Below are 20,083 nucleotides of genomic sequence, written 5' to 3' on the forward strand. Positions count from 1 at the left end.
CAGCCGCGACGCGGTCGGCGGGAGACGCAGGACAAGGAGATCGGGCGCAGGAGGTGTGCGCAGGAGGTGTGCGCACGTGGTGTGCGCAGGACGTCTCGTTCAGGACGTCCCGGTCAGGACCAGGCCGATCAGTACGGCGTTCAGGAGCACGATGGCGGCAGTCGCGCCGCTCGCGAGGACTGTTGTCAACCTGCCATTGACATCAGGGCCCATCACCTGCCGCCTCGCCGTCAACACGACGAGCGGGACCAGGGCGAATGGCACGCCGAACGACAAGACCACCTGGGACAGGACCAGCGCCCACGTCGGCTCGACACCCGCCGCCAGCAGGCCGAGCGCCGGCACCAGTGTCACGAGGCGGCGCACCAGGAGCGGAATCCGGACCCGCAGCAGCCCCTGCATGATCACGGCACCGGCGTAGCACCCGACCGACGTCGACGCCAGGCCGGACGCGAGCAGCCCGACCGCGAAGAACATCGCCACGGTGGGGCCCAGTACCTGGCCGAGCCCGGCGTGTGCTCCTTCGAGGGTGTCGACCCCGGCCATGCCGCCGAGTGCACTGGCCGCGCCGAGGAGCATGGCGAGGTTGACACTCCCAGCCAGCAGCATCGCCAGCCCCACGTCGACCCGGGTGGCGACGAGGATGGGTCGTTTCCGGTCGCCGGTCGGCCGGCCGTGCCGGTCGCGCGCCAGAGCCGAGTGGAGGTAGATCGCGTGCGGCATCACCGTCGCGCCGAGCATCGCCGCCGCGAGCAGGACACTGTCCGTACCGTCGAACCGCGGGAGGAGGCCCGACACCGCACCGCTCGCCGACGGGGGCGCTACGACCAGGCTGGCGAAGAACCCGACCGCGATCACCAGCAACAGCCCGACGACGACCCGTTCGAACGGCGCCTGACCACGGCGGTCCTGGACGGCGAGCAGCAACATCGACACGCACCCGGTGATCAGCCCACCCATCACGAGCGGCAGGTCGAACAGCAGTCGGAGCGCCACCGCACCACCGATGACCTCCGCAAGGTCCGTCGCGATCGCCACCGCCTCAGCCTGCAGCCAGTAGCCCAGGCGTACCGGTCGAGGCATCTGGTCACGCACGGCTTCCGGCAGTGACTTTCCGGTGACGAGCCCGAGCTTGGCCGAAAGGTACTGCACGAGACCGGCCATCAGGTTGGCCGCGACGATCACCCACACCAACAGGTAGCCGTGCTCGGCTCCCGCAGTCACGTTCGTGGCGACGTTGCCCGGATCGACGTAGGCGATGGCGGCCACGAACGCCGGACCGAGGAGCACCAGATCGGCCCGCGCACGGAGGGCGGCGAACCCTTGGGCGGCACGCATCAGCATCACGGGCGCTTCCCTTCGACGGTGATCTCCGCGACCGCGCCCACTTCCACAGCGGGCACTTGGACAGCGCGGACACGTGACCAGCGGACACCTGACCAGGGGGAGCGTATTTCAGGTAGTCTCCGCTGGGAGCTGGGGTGGGAGGGGTGAATCATGCCCGGACGCCATGCCGCCGCAGGCCAGCCGCGCCGAAGCCGTGGCCTCCTCGTCCTCGTGGTGGTGCTCGCCCTCCTGGTCCCCATCGCGGCGTTCGTCGTCGTGCGGGAGCTCCGGATCGCCACGATCGGCCAACCTGAGCCCTGCAGTGGCACTCTCCGAGTTCACCTCGCCGCGCCGCCGGAGATCGCGGGTCCGCTGAAGCGGATCGCCACGCGGATCGAGAACGACCGGGTTCCGGTGGACGGCGCCTGCGTGACCTACTCCGTGACCCCCGCGGCCTCGCGCGACGTCTACGCCCGGCTCTCCGGGGACAGCGCGACGAAGACGCCTGACCTGTGGATCCCCGACACCTGGGAATGGGTGGCGCGCACCGGCATTCCCAAGGACCGGCTGCTCTCCCTCAGCCCGTCCGTCGCCACGTCACCGCTGGTCCTCGCCACCAGCCAGACCCAGGCCGACGACCTGCAGGACGACACGGGGAGCTGGGCCACCCTGGCGACCGCCGGCCGGATGGCCCTCGGCGACGCGGAGGAGTCAGGGGTCGCGCTCAGCGCCCTGCTCGCCCTCCGGCGATCGTTTGCCGACGAGCCAGCGACGGCCCGGACCAACCTCGGCACCAGCATCCTCGCGCTGACCAAGGAACGCGTCGACGATCTCGACGTCGAGCTCGACCGTGCCACCGGTGACGGTCTGATCCGTGGGGTCCCCGCCACCGAGCAGCGGGTCCTCAACGTGCGGCGCCAGAACCCGAAGGCCGACATCGTTCCGGTCGTACCCGCTGGTGGGACCGTCCTCCTCGACTATCCCCTGGTGGCCGTCCTGTACGAGAAACCGAACGGTGCGCGGTTGATCGAGGCCGGCGCCACCCTGATGCGGTACGCCGACGCCAGGAGCGGCCGGGCGGAGTTCCGCAAGGCCGGCTTCCGCGACTACCGCGACCAGGCACCTCCCCCAGACGCCGACGCCGCGGGCGAGGTCACCATCCTGTCGCCCAGCACCCTGGACGACGCCGACGAGGTGCTCAGAAGCTGGGCCGCCATGAGCCTCGAGTCGCGCCTCCTCACCGTGGTCGACGTGTCCGAGTCGATGGTGGTCGAGGCTGGCGAGCGCACCCGGATCGAGCTGGCCCGCGATGCCGCCAAGACGGCGTTCACCTACCTGCCGAACACCGCGGCGGTCGGCCTGTGGCAGTTCTCCGAAAACCGCGACGGTGCCTGGCCCTACGTCCAGCTGTCGGCCACCGAACCGCTCACCCCGCAGCACCGCGCCGATCTCAACGCCGACCTCGACGCGTTGCCCGGACAGACCGGTGGGAGCGCCGCGCTCCACGACACGGTCCTCGCCGCCTATCGGGCCGTCCTGGCCGGCTACGACCCGACCCGCGTCAACTCGCTCGTACTCCTCACCGACGCCTGCCCAACCGCGTCGTCACGGCACGAGTCGTGCGGGAACGAAAGCACGCCAGGCATGACGATCACGCAACTTCTCAGCAGCCTGAAGGCCGAAGCCGATCCAGAGCGACCCGTCGTGGTCACCCTCGTCGGCATCGGCCCGCGGGCCGACCTCGCCGCACTGGAGCGCATCGCCGACGCGACCAACGGCTGGGCCAACCGCGCCGAGGACACCGGCGGCGTGGAGAGGATCATCATCGACACACTGCTCCGGCGGGAGTGCGGTGCCGCTTGCCGCTAGCCCGGATGTCGGCAGCGCCGGACCTTCCCGGCGTCGTCCACCCAGCAGACCTGCAGGACATCACCAGCACCCGGCCTGGCGATCACCGTCAGTTCGCCCGCTCGAGGTAGTCGTTGTCCAGAAGCCACTTCACGGGCACTTCCTCAGCCGTTTGTGGGGCCGCGGGGATGTACCTGCTCAGGAGGTGGTACTGCGTATCTCCACCTTGCTGCTGGAATGCGCGTTCGGCCGGGCCGCTGTCCACCGTGAACTCCTTGATCACGCGGTAGATGTAGTAGTTGCACGGCCGCGCCGGGTCGAACGTGTTCAGGTTGTCCAGAGGTATGGCACGACCTTCGAACGACGCTCCGACCGGCGAGACGAACGCACCAGTCGCCTCAGGTCCGAACCGGTCGATGAGCGTTCCGACAGTCAATATCGTCGGTGCGGCAAGGGGTCTGCCATTGGGCCAGCCACCCTCGTGGGCGAAGCCCGCGTCGGGCGGATAACGCCATCTGTCGTTCGGCAGCCGGTAGCGGTACAGGAAGAGATCCGGTTCGAGCCCGCCGAGCGGCACATAGTCCTCGACGATCTCTCCCAGGACACCGGTCTTCGGAAGCAGCACCGGGCCGAGGCGACGGTCATTGTCGATGAAGGGCGGGCCGCAGACCTTTGTCGACGTGCCGTCCTTGGCGCCCTCGGTTTGGCCGCCTGACGGCGCGGGTGGAACGAATCGCGGCGACGACGGTGTCGTCAGCGGCGTCGAGGGAGTGCCGTCGGCGGTGAGCGCGGAGTTCTGTGGTGCAGGTGCTTCCTGTATCCCAGCCTGGGCACTTGCCCCGCTGAGCAGGACGGCGAAGATTCCGGTGGCGGCCGTCAGAAGTGCCCGTTGCCTCAAGCGTCGCATGTGACCCCTAGAAGTTCGTCTCATGCGATCTCAACCGCCGGGTGACGGGCGACCCGTGTACGGCAGAGTTTCTCGCCCCGGCGAGCATGCCGCCCGGCCAAGACGGCGGAGGAACGCCGGCACGACAGCCGTCGTGGCCCGCGCCTTGTGCCGTAGGCGACACCACGCGGGTTGGCGCCGACACTGGCCGATGTCACCACTGCCGGAGCTCGTCCGTACCGTGCTGGCGCGGACGTCACCAACCGGCTCGACGGGCGCGTGCACCGAAGAGCAGGATCGCGGCGGAGGCCGCCACATTCAGCGAGTCCGCCGATCCGAGCATCGGGATCGACACCTCGGTGACGGGGCGTCCCCACCACATGCGGGACGGGCCTCGGCCTTCCGAGCCGACGACCACGGCGGTGCGCGCTTCGCGGTAGTCGCAGTCGCGGTACGTCCGACCTGCTCGGGGGTTGGCGAGGATGACCTCGAAGCCGTGCCGGTCGAGCCATTCCGCCACCTCCCATCCGTCGGCGAACTCCAGGACCGGCATCGAAAGAACCGTCCCGCGACTCGCTCCGAACACCCGCCGGTGCGTGAGCCGGACGCGGCGGTTCACCAGGGCAAGACACTCGGCCCGGCACGCGTCGGCCGTACGGATCAAGGTGCCCAGGTTCCCCGCGTACTCGATGCCGTCAGCCACCAGGACGAGTGCGGACTCGCCGAACTCCCAGGTCCCGGCGTCCCAGTGCGGGAGCTGCGCGAGTGACACCAGGCCGTCCGGCTTCTCGCGGTCGCTCAGGCGGGCGAGGACCTTCTCCGAGATCTCGTACGCAGTGCTGGCCGTCGCGCACATCCGGTCGGCGCAGACGCGGGCCTGGGTGGTCCGCGCGGCGCCGGGGCACCACAGGAACGTGTCGGCCTTCGTACCGGAGGCGAGCAACATCTCGTGCGCCCAGGCTCCCTCCACGACGATGGAGCGAGGCGGGGCGGCGGTGGAGTTCTTCGCTGTCGCCAGGGTGAGGCGCACCTGGGGATGGTGAAGACCCATCACGCCCATGGAGATGTGGGGGACCTAGCGCGTCTGCCTGACTGTCGGCCTGCCGCTAGGACCGCGGTCCTTCGTTCGGCACCTGATTTTTCCCCGCTGGGAAGGGAGGATGGGGTCATGCAGGAGGAGGGCAGGGACGCGTCCAGGCGACGGCCCGGCAGCACGGTGCGGGTTCGCGTGCGCGACCTCGACGGCGGCTCGACCCGTGACCGCGACGACCGGCTCGCCACCGAGGAACCCCTGGAGATCCGGGTCGCCTGGCCGGGTGCCCCTCCCCGGCCGATCGTCGTGACCATGCGGACGCCCGGCGCCGACTTCGAGCTCGCGGCCGGGTTCCTCCGCTCGGAAGGACTCGTTACCAGGGCCGACGATGTGGTCCGGCTCGCGTACTGCACCGATGCCAGCCTCACCGCCGAGCAGCTGTACAACGTCGTGACGGTGGACCTCGCACGTGCGCCGGCCGAACCGCCGTCGGCGAGGTACGGCGCCGCCACGGCCGCATGCGGGGTGTGCGGCAAGGAAAGCCTTGCCGAGCTGGAGATCCGCGGCTGTCAACCTGTCCTTGCGGGACCCGTGGTCGAGGCGTCGACGCTGTGTGCCCTGCCGGATCGGCTCCGTGCCGCCCAGGACGTCTTCAGCCGGACCGGCGGACTCCATGCGGCGGGCCTCTTCTCGCCCGATGGCGAGCTTCTCTGTGCCCGTGAGGACATCGGCCGCCACAACGCGGTCGACAAGGTGGTCGGCTGGGCGTTTCTGCAGGATCTCCTCCCGCTGTCTGGCCAGCTGCTCGTCGTCAGCGGACGAGCGGGATACGAGATCTGTCAGAAGGCCCTCGCGGCCGGGCTACCGTTCGTCGCCGCCGTGGGCGCACCGTCCAGTCTTGCCGTCGACCTGGCCAAACGCTTCGAGATGACCGTGGTGGGATTCCTGCGCGGCGAGCGCTTCGTGGTCTACAGCCATCCCGAACGCACGACCGGCCTGCCCGCCGATGCCGATGACCGCCGTGAGGCCGGTGGCGAAGGCGCGGCCCGGCCGGTCTAGCCGTCCGCCGAGATCGCCCCGTCAGAGGTCGTGAAGGTGAGTTGGGTGCAGGGATGGTCCACCTCGGGTGGTCCGAGATCGCGGCTACCCATCGGACCGTCCGCCACCTCGGCCACCACCGCAGGCCAGAACTGACCGGCCGCGGCGTTCGCGTGGTCGAACTCCAGGCACCATCGGCCGGGGAACCGCCGGAGCAGTGCGCGGGCGGCCGCCCGGCCGACACCGTGCCGGCGATGCGCCCTCAGGACGAAGAACTCCGCCACCTGGTTGGTCCCGTCGTCCAGTCGCCGCATCAGGGCGAAGCCCGCGATCCGGTCGCCCGCCACGATGAACGACGCATGCCGCCCGGCCTCGACGAAGTAGTGGTCGAGATAGCGGTACGGGTACGTCCCGTGCGGAGTCAGCTCCAGCGTCCGGATCTCGGAGAAGTCGTAGAGGTACAGCTGCAACAACCTGTCGAGGACCGGCTTGTGGCCCTCCCTGACCGCGACCAGCCGAACTTCGGGCGGTGCCGGTGTGCCGGAGGTTCGGCCACCCGGTACCTCGACCGCGTCCTCACTCATGGGGCGGAAGCCTGCCACGCGACTCCCGCTCAGGTGTCGTCCACCCGGACGATGCGGGCGCCGGCGACCGTTCCGGCGTAGCGATCGGGTACGCAGGTGAGAAGGATGACCTGGTTGCTCTCCCCCGCCCTGGCCAGCAGCGACCCCATCGCCTCGAGCCGGGTCGGGTCCGACCAGCCGAGCGCGTCGTCGAGCACGACGGGGACGCCGCTCCCGTCCGTGGCGGTGAGCCCGGCGATCGCCAGGCGTACGACGGTCGCGAGCTGCTCCCGTGCTCCGGTCGACAACGACGACACGGGCACGGTCACCCCGTCACGGGTCCGGGACCGCACCTCGAGGTCATCGCCCAGCGCTATCCCGAACGACGGGCCGTAGACGACCCGGCCCAGAGTCTCGATCCGCTCGCCTAGCGGGGCGGAGTAACGCCGGCGGGCTTCGGTACGGTGCCGCACGAGCGTCTCGCGGAGTCGACGGGCCGCCAACGCACGGCGTTCGACGGCCTCGGCCCGGGTCTCGGCGTGGGCGAGTTCGGCGTGCGCGCGCTCGACCGCGGACGCCAGCCCTTGCACGCCTGCCATCTCGAGCCGACCCTCGACCCGCCGCAGTTGGCCGGCGAGATCGTCGACCTGGCTGGCGAGCTGCCCCCGTAGCGCGGCCGCCTCGACCAGGCGCTCCTCCAGCCGGTCGACGCCGCTCGCGGCCAGCGCGTCCTCAGCCTGGGCGAGCTGGCCGGCGAGGACGGCGAACTCCGACTCGACCTCCGCTACCGCCGCACTCAGGTCGTCGTCGGAAGCCGTCTCACGGGCCGCCGCCACCGCCGCGTGGAGATCGTCGCGACGTTCCAGCTCCTGTTCGGCGCGGACCCGGGCGGCGGTCGCCTCGCCACTCGCCGTTTCGTACTGCTTGCGCGCCTGCGCCTCGCGCTCCTCCACCTCGGCGAGGTCCCGGGCGCCTGCCGCCTCAGCCTCCTGTGCCCTGACCAGAGCGGCACGCATCTCGTCGGAGGACTCCGCCACGGACCCGTCCGCGTCGGGCGCGGCCCCACCGTCGTCCTGGCCCGCCACCGCGGCGTCCAACCGCGCGCGGAGCAGGTCGCGGTCCGCGATCAGGTCGTCGGCCGACGCGCCGTCGAGCCGGCGGGCCAACGCGTCGCGGGCCGCGGCCAGGGCCTGAGCAGACTCCGCGCGGGCGCGTGCCGCCCGGCGGACGTCGGTGATGTCGGACACCCCGAGATCGGCGAGCAGGTCCCGCTCGTGATGTTCGGCGTCGGCGCACGCGGCGGCCAGCTCGGCGGCACCAGCCCCAGGCCGTACCGTCACCTCCACGATGCCGCGCACAGCGACCGTCGTGTCTCGCTCGACGACGACGTCGACCGTCGGATCGGTGAACGGGTCGCCCCCGACCTCGACCTCGCCGGCGCCCAGCCGCTCCACGACGAGCTTCGGCGAGCCCGCGTGCAGGGCCGCCCGGGCGGTGAGAACGTCGCGATGCGCGGCCTCGGCCGCTTCGAGGACGCCGTCGTCGATCGTGGCCTGGGCCAGTTGGGAGGCCAGCCGACGCTCGTCGGCGCGGGCCGCCTCGACCTCGGCCAACCGCCCTTCCAGAGCAGCGAGGTCGGCCCGGTCGCGTAGCCGGGCCAGGTCCGCTTCGAACCGGCGTACGGTCGCGCGGCGGTTCGCCAGGTCCTCCCGGGCCGTGCGCAACGCCGCGGTCCGCTGGTCGAGCTCGTTTTCGGCCGTACGCAGGACACCGCCGGCCTGGCGGGCGACCTCCACGGCTGCCGCCGCAGTCTCCTCGCGCTTCGCCGCGTCGTGACGGAGCTGGTGACGGCGCGACAACTCGCCACGCGCCGCGATACGACGCTCCCTCGCGAGATCGGCGTCGCGGCGCAGCCGTTCGACCCGTCCGATCAGCTCCGAGGCGAAAAGCCGGCGGGACTCGAGCTCGCCGACCCGTGCCGCCTGCTCGGTCAGCCGAGACGCGAGGACCTCCCGGTCGCGGCCGAGACGCTCGGCCCGTTCCACGTCCTGCTCGACTTCGCCGAGCCTTGCTTCCGCGTCCGCCACCGCCACCCGAGCCCTGTCGCGGTCGTCGAGCACCTGGGCGTATTCGCCGGTCGGGCGGCCGGTCGGGGTGAAGTAGCGCAGGAACTCGGCCTCGACGGCACCGACCAGAGGGACCGCGGCGCCGTGGTCGACCTCGCCCCCGGCCACGTCGTCCAACGCGGTGAGCACGGCCGTGACCCAACCGGCGACCGGGACGGCGAGGCTGTCCTCCTGCCCGACGGACAGTGCTGCCCAGAGCGTCCGGTCGACGTGCTCGCCGAACAACCGGGCCGCCTCGTCGTGTGCCTCCCGACCGGTCAACGCCCGGTCGTCCGGCTCGACCCTGAGCTCGGTCGCACGTTGCCGGAACCACTGTTTGCGATAGTGCAGCCGGACATCGCCGAAGCTGACCTCGGCGGCGACCTCGGTTCCGATGTCCCGCCCCACCGGCTGCACGGCGCGTACCTTCGCCGCCTTCGAATCGTCCGGCAGCTCGAACAGCAACGCGAGCGCTTCCAGCAGGCTCGACTTGCCGGTCTCGTTGTCGCCCACGATGACCGTGACCCCGGAGCTGTCGAAGGCGAGCTCGCGTTCGGTGACGCCGCGGAAGTGTCGCAACGAGATCCGGTGCAGTCTCACCCGGCACCTCCTGTCGTGCGTCCTGCCCGTGCGGGCCGATGCGTCCGCCCAGAGCCGTGGCTCATGCGACACCACCCGCGAGCCGGTGGAGCAACGCGAGCGCGTCGGCCGCCTGGGTGTCCCCGCCACCGGTCGCGATCCGAAGCTCCTCCAGGGCCGCCCGCGCGGGGCCCGTCACCGGTAGCTCGTCCAGGTCGCCGTCGTCGGGGAGAACCGTCACCGCCCAGTGCCGGTTCCAGCGCTGGATGGCAGCGTAGACCTCCTCCTGCGCCTCGAGCAGCATCTCCAACCTGGTGAGACCGCCGACCGTCAGGCTGCCCTGGACACCAAGGCGTACGACGGTGCGGGACTTGTCCGGCTGTGCCCCCAGCCACACGGCGAGCTCGTCGAGACCCTCGTCGACGTCGACGTCCACCACGTTTGACCGAAGCCGCCAGGTGCCGACTGACACGGGCGTGACGGTGCACGCGTCGCGAGGACCGACCTCGACCACGAGGACCTCGCCTGGCCGTTCCTCTTCCGGCCGGGTCGGCTCCGGGGTGCCGGAGTACCAGATCCGCCCCGTCTCCCCGACCGACGTGAGCGAGTGCCGGTCCCCGAGCGCGACGTAGTGCAGCCGACCCTCCTCGATCGCCTGCTGCAGCGGTTCCAGGCGGATCAGGGCCGGGTCACCCGAGCTGGCCGCGAGCGACTCGACCTGGCCGTGACCAACGAGAATCCGCACGACGCCGGCGTCCGGAACCTCCGCCCACCCCTCCACCGCGCCCAGCGGATCGCTCACCGACCGGCGCGTCCGCCAGGGAACACCGACCACCTCGACACCGGCGACCGGCCGGCGGGGTGTGGAGTCGGTGAGGATCTCGACCTGGCTGGGAAGGTGCGCCGCCAGCATCGGGCTGGACCAGACCGTGCCGGGCTCGAGCGAGTCATGGTTGCCCGGCACCATCAGCACCGGACACGCGATGGCGCGAAGGGCGTCACAGGCGCGCGAGACGACCTGCCGGTCGACCTGGTTGGCGTCGAAGACGTCGCCGGCCACCACCACGAAGGCGGCCTTGTGCTCGCGCGCGACGGCACCGATCCGCTCGATGGCGTCGATGCGGGCCTGGCTGTAGCGCGCGCCGGCCTCGGGACCGAGAAACCGCCGCATCATGCCGAGCTGCCAGTCGCTGGTGTGCACGAAGGTGACAGGCGTGCCCTGCGGGCCGGGACGAGTCATCGCAGAGGTGATCGCCATGATGTACGGCACGCTAGCGGGGACCGCCGACGATGCGCGCGCCGCCACGCCCGCAACCGCCGGCACGAGCGGCTCCGAAACTCCCGAGCGCCAGCCCGTGGGGGCCAGCGCGGGTACCAAGCGGCTGGCCGACCTGGAAGGCTTCTCCGCATGCCGGACCAGCAGCCCACTCCGCCGGACGTGGCACCCGCCTCCGGACGTGCGTACGCCGTCGTCGACATCGACGGTGTCCTGGCCGATGTCCGACATCGGCTACGGCATGTGGAACGACGGCCGAAGGACTGGGACGCGTTCTTCGCTGCCGCGGCCGGCGACCCGCCGTTCGCCGAGGGTCTCGCCGTCGCCCGGAGGCTCGCTTCCGAGCACGAAGTGGTCTACCTGTCCGGCCGTCCCGAACGGCTCCGGCATACGACCGAACGGTGGCTGGCCAGGCACGACGCACCGTCGGGGCCCCTCCACCTGCGCCGTGACGGGGACCGCCGCCCGGCCCGACAGGTCAAGCTCGGAGTGGTCCGGCGGCTCGCCGCGGCCGCTCCCGTGGCTGTCGTCGTCGACGACGACCCGGAGGTGTGCGCCGCGGTGAAGGCCGCAGGATTCGCCGTCTTCCAGGCGAGCTGGGCATTTGTCGACGGAACGTATGGCAACAGTGCGAAACGGACTTTGCGTGAGGGCCAGGAGGGCGACGGACGAACCTGACGCAGAGCCCGGATCGCCCTATTTTCCGCAGGTTTCGGCGGTAATGACCGCGCCAATAGTCCACGATCGGTGATTGTTAACGAATTGGCCACACCGTTAGAGTCTGTCCGGTCGCGCCGCGCCAGGCGCGATTACGACCCGCTTCGCCGAGCTCCGCCCAGCGGTGTCGTAAGGCCGATTTCCATCGAGAGGGCGGAGTCGGAGGAACCAACGACGGACCCGCGCAGGCTACGAGGGTCCTTGGGGTGAAGCCGCTTTCGTGCGGCCGGGCATTCCTCTCGCCCGAACCCGACAGCTCACTCCGCAGGCGACGAGAGGGAGCACTCCAGCATGCCCAAGAACGCACGGCATCGCGGCGCGAGCCGACCCAGCAGGACCGCAAAGAAGGTGACGAAGACCGCCGCGCTCACCGGTGTGGCGGCCGCCGTGCCCGTCGTCGGATTCACCGGTCTGGCTCAGGCCGCGACGACCGACACCTGGGATCGTCTCGCTCAGTGCGAGAGCAGCGGTGACTGGCAGATCAACACCGGCAACGGCTACTACGGCGGCCTGCAGTTCGCCCAGACGACCTGGGAGGAGTTCGGCGGTACGACCTACGCCGAACGTGCGGACCTCGCCACCAAGGCGGAGCAGATCGAGATCGCGGAGAAGGTGCTGGACGTTCAGGGGTGGAACGCCTGGCCCGCCTGCTCGGCCGAACTCGGTCTCGACGAGAGCGACAAGGCCGGCGACTCGACAACCTCGACGGGCACCAGCGAGGACACCACCAGCCAGGACACCACCAGCGACGACTCCGCTGACCAGGATGCCGCTCGCGACGAGGCGGCTGACCGGACAACCCGCAGTGGGGAGCGCACCGCGGTCTCGGAGGGCACGACCGCGACCAAGCCTTCCGAGCGGGAGACCTACACGATCCGTACCGGCGACACGCTCTGGGACATCGCGATCTCCCACGACGTCGACGGTGGATGGCCATCGCTGTGGTCGCTCAACCGGGACTCCCTCTCGAGCGGCGACCCCGACCTCATCTTCCCCGAGGAGAAGGTTCGGCTGCGTTGATCCGGCCGCTTTGCCGCTAGCGGCCCCACAGACCGAGCGCCCCGCCTGTCCCCCCGCAGGTGGGGCGCTCGCTTTTCCTGGCCAAGGTTCCCGGCCCCGGGACGGGGCACAGGTCGGTCGAGGTCCACCCCGGCTGGCCAGCAGCCAGCTCCCCCTCGACAACTGACCCTTCGCCGACGGCAGACGCACGCCCTTGACAACCGGTTCCTGAACCGGTTTAGATCTGAACCGGTTTTGTGAACGACAGATGTCCGGATCCTCACCTCGGGATGTGTGATGGCCAAGCGGCGCCCCACGATCGCGGACGTGGCGCGCCGTGCCGGCGTCTCCAAGGGGGCCGTGTCGTTCGCTCTCAACGACCGGCCCGGCGTCGCCGAAGCCACCCGCGTACGCATTCTCGAAGCCGCTGACGCGCTGGGTTGGCGGCCGAGCCAGCGGGCGCGGTCGCTCTCGGTCTCCCGGGCGTTCGCTCTGGGGTTGGTCATCGCACGGGAGCCGGCACTTCTCGGGTCCGACCCGTTCTTCCCCGCCTTCATCGCCGGCGTCGAGACGGTGCTCGCCGGTCAAGGCCAGGCGCTCGTCCTGCAGGTGGTCGGTGCCGGCCCACCGGAGGAGGAGGGCTACCGGCGCCTCGCGCAGGACGCCCGGGTGGACGGCGTGTTCCTCATCGACCTCCGTCGGGGTGATCCGCGGATCGCGCTGGTCGAGGACCTCGGTCTGCCCGCCGTGACGCTCAACCGCCCGGACACCCCGTCCTCGTTTCCAGCGGTGTGTCTCGACGACCGGCCGGGCATCACCGCGGTGGTCGACCACCTCGCAGGGCTCGGTCACACCCGGATCGCGCACGTCGCCGGTCCGGATGACTTCCTGCATGGGCACGGACGCCGGCAGGCGTTCGTCGACGCGCTCGAGGCCCACGGTCTGCCGGAGGCTCCGATCGAGGTCGGCGACTTCACCGCCGCCGGCGGGACCGCCGCCACCCGCCGCCTGCTGGAACTCCCAGACCCACCTACGGCGATCGTGTACGCCAACGACCTGATGGCCATCGCCGGCATCAGCGCGGCCCAGGGCCTCGGCCGCACCGTGCCGGACGACCTGTCGGTCACGGGCTACGACGACACCGAGTTGTCCGCCCACATCCACCCGTCCCTCACGACCGTACGTACGGACGTCTTCGGCTGGGGCCAGGTCGCGGCCCGCACCCTGCTCGCCCTCGTCGACGGCGAGCCCGCGGGCGACGTCGCGCTCGACCCGGCCGAACTCGTCGTACGGAACTCGACCGCACAGTGCCGATCAGCAGGCAGACCATCAACGGGCAGACCATCAACGGGGAATCCACCAGCGGAGCACAGCTCTACCTCGGAGGACTCATGAAGCGCAGCACCCTCGCCACGACATCCGCCGCAGCGCTCGCCGCGACCCTGCTGGCGGCCACCGCCTGCGGTGGCGGCGACACGACGAACTCGGACGCGGCCACCGCCCGCGGACCGATAAAGGTCTGGTACTCCAACAACGAACAGGAAGTCGCCTGGGGCAAGCAGATGGTTGCGGCCTGGAACTCCGCCCATCCGAAGGAGAAGGTCACCGCGCAGCAGATCCCGGAGGGCAAGAGCTCGGAAGAAGTGATCGGTGCCGCGATCACCGCGGGCAACGCACCTTGCCTGATCTTCAACACCGCGCCCGCCGCCGTGCCGCAGTTCCAGAAGCAGGGCGGCCTCGTGCCGCTCGACGACTTCGACGGGGCGACGGACTACATCGAGGAGCGCACCGGCGACCGTGCCGAGCAGTACCGCTCCCCCGACGGCAAGTACTACCAGCTGCCCTGGAAGTCCAACCCCGTGATGATCTTCTACAACAAGGAGATCTTCGCCAAGGCCGGGATCGACGCCGACAACCCGCCGCTCCAGACCTACGAGGAGTTCCTCCAGACCGCCAGAACCATTGTGAAGAGCGGCGCGGCCGACTACGCCATCTGGCCCTCACCGACGGCGGAGTTCTTCCAACCCTGGTTCGACTTCTACCCGCTGTTCGCGGCCGAGACCGGAGGCGAGCAGTTGGTCGACGACGGCAAGGCGACGTTCGCCTCCGACGAGGGCAAACAGGTCGCGGCCTTCTGGAAGAGCCTCTACGACGAGAAGCTCGCCTCGCAGGAGACCTACAACGGCGACTCGTTCGGCGAGGGCAAGGCGGCGATGGCGATCGTCGGGCCGTGGGCGATCGCGTCGTACAAGGACTCGATCGACTGGGGCGTCGCCCCGGTGCCGACCTCCGGGGGCACCTCGCCCGAGGACACCTACACGTTCGCCGATGCGAAGAACGTCGCGATGTACTCCGCCTGCGAGAACCGCGGCACCGCCTGGGACCTGCTGAAGTTCGCCACAGCTGAGGAACAGGACGGCAAGCTGCTCGAGATGACCGGCCAGATGCCGATGCGGGCCGATCTCTCGGAGGTATACCCGGACTACTTCGCCGCGCACGAGGAGTACGCCACCTTCGCCGCACAGGCCGACCGCACGGTCGAGGTGCCCAACGTCGCGAACTCCATCGAGATCTGGCAGGCGTTCCGCGACGCGTACTCGCGTTCGGTGATCTTCGGCAAGCAGCCGGTGGACGCCGAACTCGACCAGGTGGCGACGAAGATCGACGGCCTCGCCGGCCAGTCCTGACCCAGGACCGGGACAGGGTCGGACAGGATCGGGCCGTCATGATGATCGGTAAGCCCAGTGGGCGAGCGTCGTTGGGGGCGGTGTTCGTCGCGCCCTACGTCGTATTCCTCGCGGCGGTCTTCGCCTACCCGCTGGGCTTCGCGGTCTACATGTCGTTCCACGACTACTTCTTCGCCGCACCCGGTGCGATCGTGGAGCGGCCGTTCGTCGGGCTGGCCAACTACGCCACGGTGCTGGGCGACCCGGCGGTGTGGCGGTCGTTCCGGAACGTCGGGGTCTTCCTGGTGATCAACGTCCCGCTCACGGCGGCGCTCTCGCTGGTGCTGGCGACCGCGCTCAACGCCAGCATGCGGCTGCGGGCGTTCTTCCGGGTGAGCTACTACGTCCCCTACATCACCGCGAGCGTCGCCGTGGTCGGCGTGTGGCTGTTCCTGTTCAACTCCGGCGGGCTGGTCAACAAGGTGCTCGGCCCGCTCGCACCCGACCCGTCGTGGCTCGTCAACGAACGGTTGGCAATGCCGACGATCGCGTTGTACGTCACCTGGAAGGGGCTCGGCTTCTTCATTCTTCTCTACCTCGCTGCCCTGCAGAACGTGCCGACCGAGTTGTACGAATCGGCCGCTGTCGACGGTGCGGGTCGGTGGCGGTCGTTCTGGGCGGTGACGGTGCCGGGAGTTCGGCCGGCCACGACGCTGGTGGTCCTGCTGGCGACCATCACCGGGGCGAACCTCTTCACCGAGCCGTACCTCCTCACCGGGGGCGGCGGACCCGACGGAGCCTCGGCCTCACCGGTGCTGCTGATGTACCAGCGCGGCATCGAACAGGGCAATCCTGACATCGCCTCGGCGATCGGCGTCATCCTCGTCGTCGCCGTCCTGCTCATCGCGCTGCTCCAGCGTCGGCTGCTGGACGAGAGGTGAGAGCATGACCGTCAAGGACACCTTGACGCCCGGTCGGCATCGTACGGCCAGTGCCGTGCGGGACCCGCGCACGAGGTCCCGCCGGCCAGCGGTGCTACGGTTCGTCCTCCTGCTGGTCGGGGCGTTCGTCTTCCTGTTTCCCTTCTACTACATGCTGATCGGCAGTCTGCAGGACGAGCCCGACACCTCTCCCGCGGGCGCGTTCCCGGCGCCGGGCAACCTCACCCTCGCCAACTACCGCGAGATCGACGGAGCCATCGACCTGCTCCGCTCGCTTTTGAACTCCGGCCTCTTCACCGGCGGAGTCATCCTCGCCACGGTGGTGTTCGGCGTCCTGGCCGGCTATGCCCTGGCCCAGTTGGAGTTCCGCGGCCGCGGTGTCGTCTTCCACGCGATGCTGCTCGTCCAGGTCGTGCCGTTCCAGCTGCTGATCATCCCGCTCTACGTCCTGATCGCCCGCAACTACGGGCTGGCCGACAACTACCTGGGAATGATCCTTCCGTTCGCGATCAACTCGACGGCGGTCTTCATCTTCCGCCAGTACTTCCTGCAGCTCCCCGCCGAACTCTTCGACGCGGCACGCATCGACGGGGCCAGTGAGTTGGCGATCCTCGTCCGGATCGCGGTTCCCCTTGTCAAGCCCGCCTTGCTCACCGCGGTCCTGCTGACCTTCATCGGTCCGTGGAACGAGTTCCTGTGGCCGTTCCTCATCACCAAGGAAGCGGACATGCAGCCGCTCGCGGTCTCCTTGGCCAGCTACATGGACAGCGTCGCGGCCCGGGCGGCCAACCCGTTCGGCGCGATCCTGGCTGGTGCGTGCGTGCTGGCCGCTCCGGCCGTGGCGCTGTTCCTCGCGTTCCAGCGCCACTTCGTCTCCACCAACCTCGGCAGCAGCGTGAAAGGTTGAGCAGTTTGACACCGCAGGACATCTCCTCCGTTTCCGGCAAGGACACGGCCCCTACGGCGACAACGGTCCCGTACACCCTCACCCGGCTCGGCGTGGTGATGGCGCCCGAACCAGGCAACGACCTCGAAGCCGACGGCGTACTCAACCCCGCCAGCGGTCGTACGCCGGACGGCCGGCTGCACCTGCTCCCCCGGCTGGTCGCGTCCGGCAACGTGTCGCGGGTGGGGCTCGCCGAGGTGGTGCTCGAGGACGGCGTACCGGTCGGCGTCGAGCGCCGCGGCGTCGTACTCGCCCCCGACGAGGGATGGGAACGCGGCCTCGCCAACGCCGGCGTCGAGGATCCCCGCACGACGTGGATTCCACGGCTCGGCGTGCACCTGATGACCTACGTCGCCTACGGCCCCCTCGGCCCGAAGCTCGCGCTGGCCGTGTCGGAGGACCTGTGCCAGTGGCGGCGGCTCGGGCCGCTGCACTTCTCCTATCAACCTGACCTTGACACCGACCTGAACCTGTTTCCGAACAAGGACGCGGTCTTCTTTCCCGAGCCCGTACCAGGTCCTGACGGCGAGCCGGCGTACGCGATGTTGCACCGCCCGATGTGGGACCTCGGCTGGTTCCGCCCGGGCGAGGGCGTCCACCTGCCGGCAGGGGTCACCGACGAGCGTCCCGGGATCTGGGTGTCGTACGTCCCGGCAGCGGCGGTGGAGCGCGACCTCGGCGCCCTGGTGCACCTGCGCGACCACCGGCTCGTCGCGCTGTCGGAGTACGCGTACGAGGAACTCAAGATCGGCGCGGGTCCGCCGCCGATCCGGGTCGAGGAGGGCTGGCTGCTCCTCCACCACGGCGTCGCCGGACATATTCCGCCCGGCTGGGACCCGACCACCCAGCAGGTGCGCTACGGCGCGGGCGCGATGCTGCTGGACCCGTCCGACGTCACGAAGGTTCTCGCCCGCACACCCACCCCGATCCTCGAACCCGAGACGGCGGACGAACTGACCGGCACCGTCGCGAACGTCGTCTTCCCCACCGCTATCGAAGAAGTCGACGGCGTGCGTTACGTCTTCTACGGCATGGCGGACGCCAAGATCGGCGTCGCCCGGTTGGAGCGGATCCCATGAACCTACGCACGGCCCCGCACGTACGCACGGCCCAGCAGGTACGAAGGAAGCTCCTTACCGGCATCGCCGTCGCCGCGGTCCTGGCGGTCGGAGCGGTCGGAGCCATCGCGGGCTCACCCGCCACCGCCCCTGCCCGTGCGGCCGAGCCGCTGACCAACCTCGCGCATCTGGACTGGCTCCGCGACGTGGTGGCCCCGCCACGGCAGGCGCGGCACTCCACCTACCGGCTCGCCGAGGAGCCCGACCTCGGAGTGCTGTGGACCTACGCCGACCGCCAGGCGGACGGTACGTACAAGCGGATCGGCGGCGGCACCTACGACCCGGCGACCGACACGTATGGCCAGGGTGCGTACAACGCGGACGACATCAGCCGCGCCGCCGTCGTCTACCTGCGGCACTGGCGGCAGACCGGGGCGACGTCCAGCCGGGACGCGGCGTACGACCTCCTGCGCGGGCTCACCTACCTGCAGACCGAGACCGGGCCCGACGCCGGCAACGTCGTGCTGTGGATGCAGCCCGACGGCACACTCAACCCGAGTGCCGAGCCCAAGGAGGAGCCGGACCCGTCCGACAGTGCCGATTCGTACTGGCTTGCCCGGACCCTCTGGGCGCTGGGCGAGGGATACGCGGCGTTCGAAGGCTCGGACGATCAGGAAGACTCCGCCTTCGCCGCGTTCCTGCGCGACCGGCTCGAACTCGCGCTGGACGCCGTCGACCGTGAAGTCCTCAACCACCACGGCGACTGGCTGGACATCGACGGCACCCGCGTACCCGCCTGGCTCATCGCCGACGGGGCCGACGCCACTGGGGAGGCGCTCCTGGGCCTTTCCGCGTACGTGCGGGCGAGTGGCGACCCGCACGCCCGCCGGGTCCTCGCGAAACTGGCCGAAGGCGTCGCCGCGATGCGGGCCGGCACTCCGCGCACGTGGCCGTACGGAGCGGTCCTTCCCTGGTCCCTGTCCCGCGCCGTGTGGCACGCCTGGGGCGGACTCGCCCCGGCAGGTCTTGCCCAGGCGTACGACGTGCTCGGCGAGAAGCGCCTGCGTGACGCCGCGCTGTCCGACACGGCGTCGTTCACACCGCACCTGCTGATCGCAGCCGGACCGCAGAACGGCTGGCTGCCCACGCCTGCCGACCACGTACAGATCGCGTACGGCGCAGAGTCGCGGGTGGGGTCGCTCCTGGCCGCGGCCGACGCCGGACGCCGGGCAGCCCTGCGGACCGTCGCCGGCGTCGCGGCCGCGTGGTTCTTCGGGAACAACCCCGCGGGGACGCCGATGTACGACCAGGCGACCGGCCGCACCTTCGACGGCGTGGACGGCACCGGCACGGTCAACCGGAACTCCGGAGCCGAGTCCAGCATCCACGGCCTGCTCGCGATGCTCGCCCTCGACGCCGCACCTGGGGTGGCCGCGGTCGCCCGGTCCGCCGATGTCGCCGAACGCCACACCTGGCAGCTGGTCGAGGCCGAGTCCGGCGTCCTGGCCGGCGACGCGAGCCGGCACGAGCCGGCCGAGGCCTGGACCGGCGAGAGCCTGTGGAGCGGTGGCGCCGGCGTACGCCTGGGCCAGGGTGGCAGCGTCACGTTGGACGTCGCGATCACCGAACCGAGCGTCCTGATGCCGGTAGTCGAGCTGACACCGGGCGCGGGCGCCAGTAGCTGGGGGGCGGGCGCCAGCGATCTGGGAACGGTGGACCATGGCAAGGTCGGTGCCCAGGGCGACTCACCCGCCCCCGGCCTCCTCGCGGTCCGGACCCTGCCGCGGACGGTCGACAAGGTGACCACCGTCACGGCCACCGGTGCTCACGGTTCGGCTCTCGTCGACGCCCTCCTCGTCCAGCCCGAGGTCGAACATCTCGTCGTCGAAGGCGAAGGGCACGCCACGGCGCTCCTGCGCAGCTTCGCCAGCGGCACCCGGACCACGACCGTCAAGGTCCCGGGTTCCGGCACGGCCGCCGTCACGGTCCTCGACGAAACCGGGCGAACCGTGCGTACGCACACCACGGCGGACGCCACTGTCGAGGTCACCTTGCCGGCAGGTTGCAGTGCGGTCATCCGCCGCTGAAGTTCCCCCGCGCCG

General features: G+C 70.4%; 16 protein-coding genes and 1 riboswitch. Of the genes, 10 read left to right on the forward strand and 6 right to left on the reverse strand.

Annotated elements, in window-relative coordinates; translation table 11 throughout:
- Nucleotides 1-99: 99 nt before the first annotated feature.
- Entirely contained in the window at nt 100-1,338 is a 1,239-nt protein-coding gene (locus tag ABN034_RS01250; RefSeq protein WP_349689576.1) for an Nramp family divalent metal transporter, read from the reverse strand.
- A gap of 159 nt (nt 1,339-1,497) precedes the next feature.
- Here ABN034_RS01250 and ABN034_RS01255 point away from each other — a divergent pair, with 159 nt between their 5' ends.
- Complete coding sequence (locus ABN034_RS01255) at nt 1,498-3,195, forward strand: substrate-binding domain-containing protein (protein WP_349689112.1); 1,698 nt, start codon at nt 1,498-1,500, stop codon at nt 3,193-3,195.
- Nucleotides 3,196-3,283: 88 nt separating this feature from the next.
- Here ABN034_RS01255 and ABN034_RS01260 read toward each other — a convergent pair whose 3' ends face one another.
- Both ABN034_RS01260 and ABN034_RS01265 read right to left on the reverse strand, forming a co-directional pair.
- Entirely contained in the window at nt 3,284-4,081 is a 798-nt protein-coding gene (locus ABN034_RS01260) for a TNT domain-containing protein (protein ID WP_349689113.1), read from the reverse strand.
- 235 nt (nt 4,082-4,316) lie between these two features.
- Nucleotides 4,317-5,090, reverse strand: a complete 774-nt coding sequence (locus ABN034_RS01265) for a TrmH family RNA methyltransferase (RefSeq protein ID WP_349689114.1) — start codon at nt 5,088-5,090, stop codon at nt 4,317-4,319.
- 138 nt (nt 5,091-5,228) lie between these two features.
- Here ABN034_RS01265 and fdhD point away from each other — a divergent pair, with 138 nt between their 5' ends.
- Nucleotides 5,229-6,152, forward strand: a complete 924-nt coding sequence (fdhD, locus tag ABN034_RS01270; protein WP_349689115.1) for a formate dehydrogenase accessory sulfurtransferase FdhD — start codon at nt 5,229-5,231, stop codon at nt 6,150-6,152.
- Here fdhD and ABN034_RS01275 read toward each other — a convergent pair.
- From ABN034_RS01275 to ABN034_RS01285, 3 genes are all read right to left on the reverse strand, one after another.
- The gene (locus ABN034_RS01275) at nt 6,149-6,715 is read right to left on the reverse strand and encodes a GNAT family N-acetyltransferase (RefSeq protein ID WP_349689116.1); all 567 of its coding nucleotides are present in this window, start codon (nt 6,713-6,715) and stop codon (nt 6,149-6,151) included. The genes fdhD and ABN034_RS01275 overlap by 4 nt on opposite strands.
- Nucleotides 6,716-6,744: 29 nt before the next feature.
- The gene (locus ABN034_RS01280; protein ID WP_349689117.1) at nt 6,745-9,399 is read right to left on the reverse strand and encodes an ATP-binding protein; all 2,655 of its coding nucleotides are present in this window, start codon (nt 9,397-9,399) and stop codon (nt 6,745-6,747) included.
- 61 nt (nt 9,400-9,460) lie between these two features.
- Nucleotides 9,461-10,636, reverse strand: coding sequence for a metallophosphoesterase family protein (locus ABN034_RS01285; RefSeq protein ID WP_349689118.1), 1,176 nt, complete (start codon nt 10,634-10,636; stop codon nt 9,461-9,463).
- Between the two features lie 150 nt (nt 10,637-10,786).
- On the opposite strand from ABN034_RS01285, the gene ABN034_RS01290 reads away from it, so the two are divergent.
- The 8 genes from ABN034_RS01290 to ABN034_RS01325 all read left to right on the forward strand — a co-directional run bounded on the left by ABN034_RS01290 (nt 10,787) and on the right by ABN034_RS01325 (nt 20,068).
- Entirely contained in the window at nt 10,787-11,332 is a 546-nt protein-coding gene (locus ABN034_RS01290; RefSeq protein ID WP_349689119.1) for a phosphatase domain-containing protein, read from the forward strand.
- Between the two features lie 162 nt (nt 11,333-11,494).
- Nucleotides 11,495-11,658, forward strand: a riboswitch (cyclic di-AMP (ydaO/yuaA leader).
- A 4-nt stretch (nt 11,659-11,662) separates the two neighbouring features.
- On the forward strand, nt 11,663-12,391 hold the full coding sequence (locus ABN034_RS01295) for a transglycosylase family protein (protein ID WP_349689120.1): 729 nt from the start codon (nt 11,663-11,665) through the stop codon (nt 12,389-12,391).
- Nucleotides 12,392-12,667: 276 nt separating this feature from the next.
- Nucleotides 12,668-13,765 (forward strand): LacI family DNA-binding transcriptional regulator, encoded by a 1,098-nt coding sequence (locus ABN034_RS01300; RefSeq protein ID WP_349689121.1) that lies wholly within the window; start codon nt 12,668-12,670, stop codon nt 13,763-13,765.
- Nucleotides 13,762-15,057, forward strand: coding sequence for an ABC transporter substrate-binding protein (locus ABN034_RS01305; RefSeq protein ID WP_349689122.1), 1,296 nt, complete (start codon nt 13,762-13,764; stop codon nt 15,055-15,057). The genes ABN034_RS01300 and ABN034_RS01305 overlap by 4 nt, the downstream gene beginning before the upstream one ends.
- A 38-nt stretch (nt 15,058-15,095) precedes the next feature.
- Entirely contained in the window at nt 15,096-15,977 is an 882-nt protein-coding gene (locus tag ABN034_RS01310; RefSeq protein WP_349689123.1) for a carbohydrate ABC transporter permease, read from the forward strand.
- A 4-nt stretch (nt 15,978-15,981) separates the two neighbouring features.
- Nucleotides 15,982-16,884, forward strand: a complete 903-nt coding sequence (locus tag ABN034_RS01315; protein WP_349689124.1) for a carbohydrate ABC transporter permease — start codon at nt 15,982-15,984, stop codon at nt 16,882-16,884.
- The gene (locus ABN034_RS01320) at nt 16,881-18,002 is read left to right on the forward strand and encodes a glycoside hydrolase family 130 protein (RefSeq protein WP_349689125.1); all 1,122 of its coding nucleotides are present in this window, start codon (nt 16,881-16,883) and stop codon (nt 18,000-18,002) included. Before ABN034_RS01315 ends, ABN034_RS01320 begins: the two co-directional genes overlap by 4 nt.
- The gene (locus tag ABN034_RS01325; protein WP_349689126.1) at nt 17,999-20,068 is read left to right on the forward strand and encodes a hypothetical protein; all 2,070 of its coding nucleotides are present in this window, start codon (nt 17,999-18,001) and stop codon (nt 20,066-20,068) included. The genes ABN034_RS01320 and ABN034_RS01325 overlap by 4 nt, the downstream gene beginning before the upstream one ends.
- The last annotated feature ends 15 nt before the right edge of the window (nt 20,069-20,083 follow it).

This window comes from Actinopolymorpha sp. B11F2, from assembly GCF_040195635.1.
Taxonomy (GTDB): domain Bacteria; phylum Actinomycetota; class Actinomycetes; order Propionibacteriales; family Actinopolymorphaceae; genus Thermasporomyces.

Coding starts and splice junctions, on each gene's coding strand:
- ABN034_RS01260 (WP_349689113.1), bottom strand. CDS start 4,081: ATGCGACGCTTGAGGCAACGGGCACTTCTGACGGCCGCCACCGGAATC.
- ABN034_RS01290 (WP_349689119.1), top strand. CDS start 10,787: ATGCCGGACCAGCAGCCCACTCCGCCGGACGTGGCACCCGCCTCCGGA.
- ABN034_RS01315 (WP_349689124.1), top strand. CDS start 15,982: ATGACCGTCAAGGACACCTTGACGCCCGGTCGGCATCGTACGGCCAGT.
- ABN034_RS01275 (WP_349689116.1), bottom strand. CDS start 6,715: ATGAGTGAGGACGCGGTCGAGGTACCGGGTGGCCGAACCTCCGGCACA.
- ABN034_RS01305 (WP_349689122.1), top strand. CDS start 13,762: ATGAAGCGCAGCACCCTCGCCACGACATCCGCCGCAGCGCTCGCCGCG.
- ABN034_RS01295 (WP_349689120.1), top strand. CDS start 11,663: ATGCCCAAGAACGCACGGCATCGCGGCGCGAGCCGACCCAGCAGGACC.
- ABN034_RS01250 (WP_349689576.1), bottom strand. CDS start 1,338: ATGCGTGCCGCCCAAGGGTTCGCCGCCCTCCGTGCGCGGGCCGATCTG.
- ABN034_RS01300 (WP_349689121.1), top strand. CDS start 12,668: ATGGCCAAGCGGCGCCCCACGATCGCGGACGTGGCGCGCCGTGCCGGC.
- ABN034_RS01325 (WP_349689126.1), top strand. CDS start 17,999: ATGAACCTACGCACGGCCCCGCACGTACGCACGGCCCAGCAGGTACGA.
- ABN034_RS01255 (WP_349689112.1), top strand. CDS start 1,498: ATGCCCGGACGCCATGCCGCCGCAGGCCAGCCGCGCCGAAGCCGTGGC.
- fdhD (WP_349689115.1), top strand. CDS start 5,229: ATGCAGGAGGAGGGCAGGGACGCGTCCAGGCGACGGCCCGGCAGCACG.
- ABN034_RS01285 (WP_349689118.1), bottom strand. CDS start 10,636: ATGGCGATCACCTCTGCGATGACTCGTCCCGGCCCGCAGGGCACGCCT.
- ABN034_RS01310 (WP_349689123.1), top strand. CDS start 15,096: ATGATGATCGGTAAGCCCAGTGGGCGAGCGTCGTTGGGGGCGGTGTTC.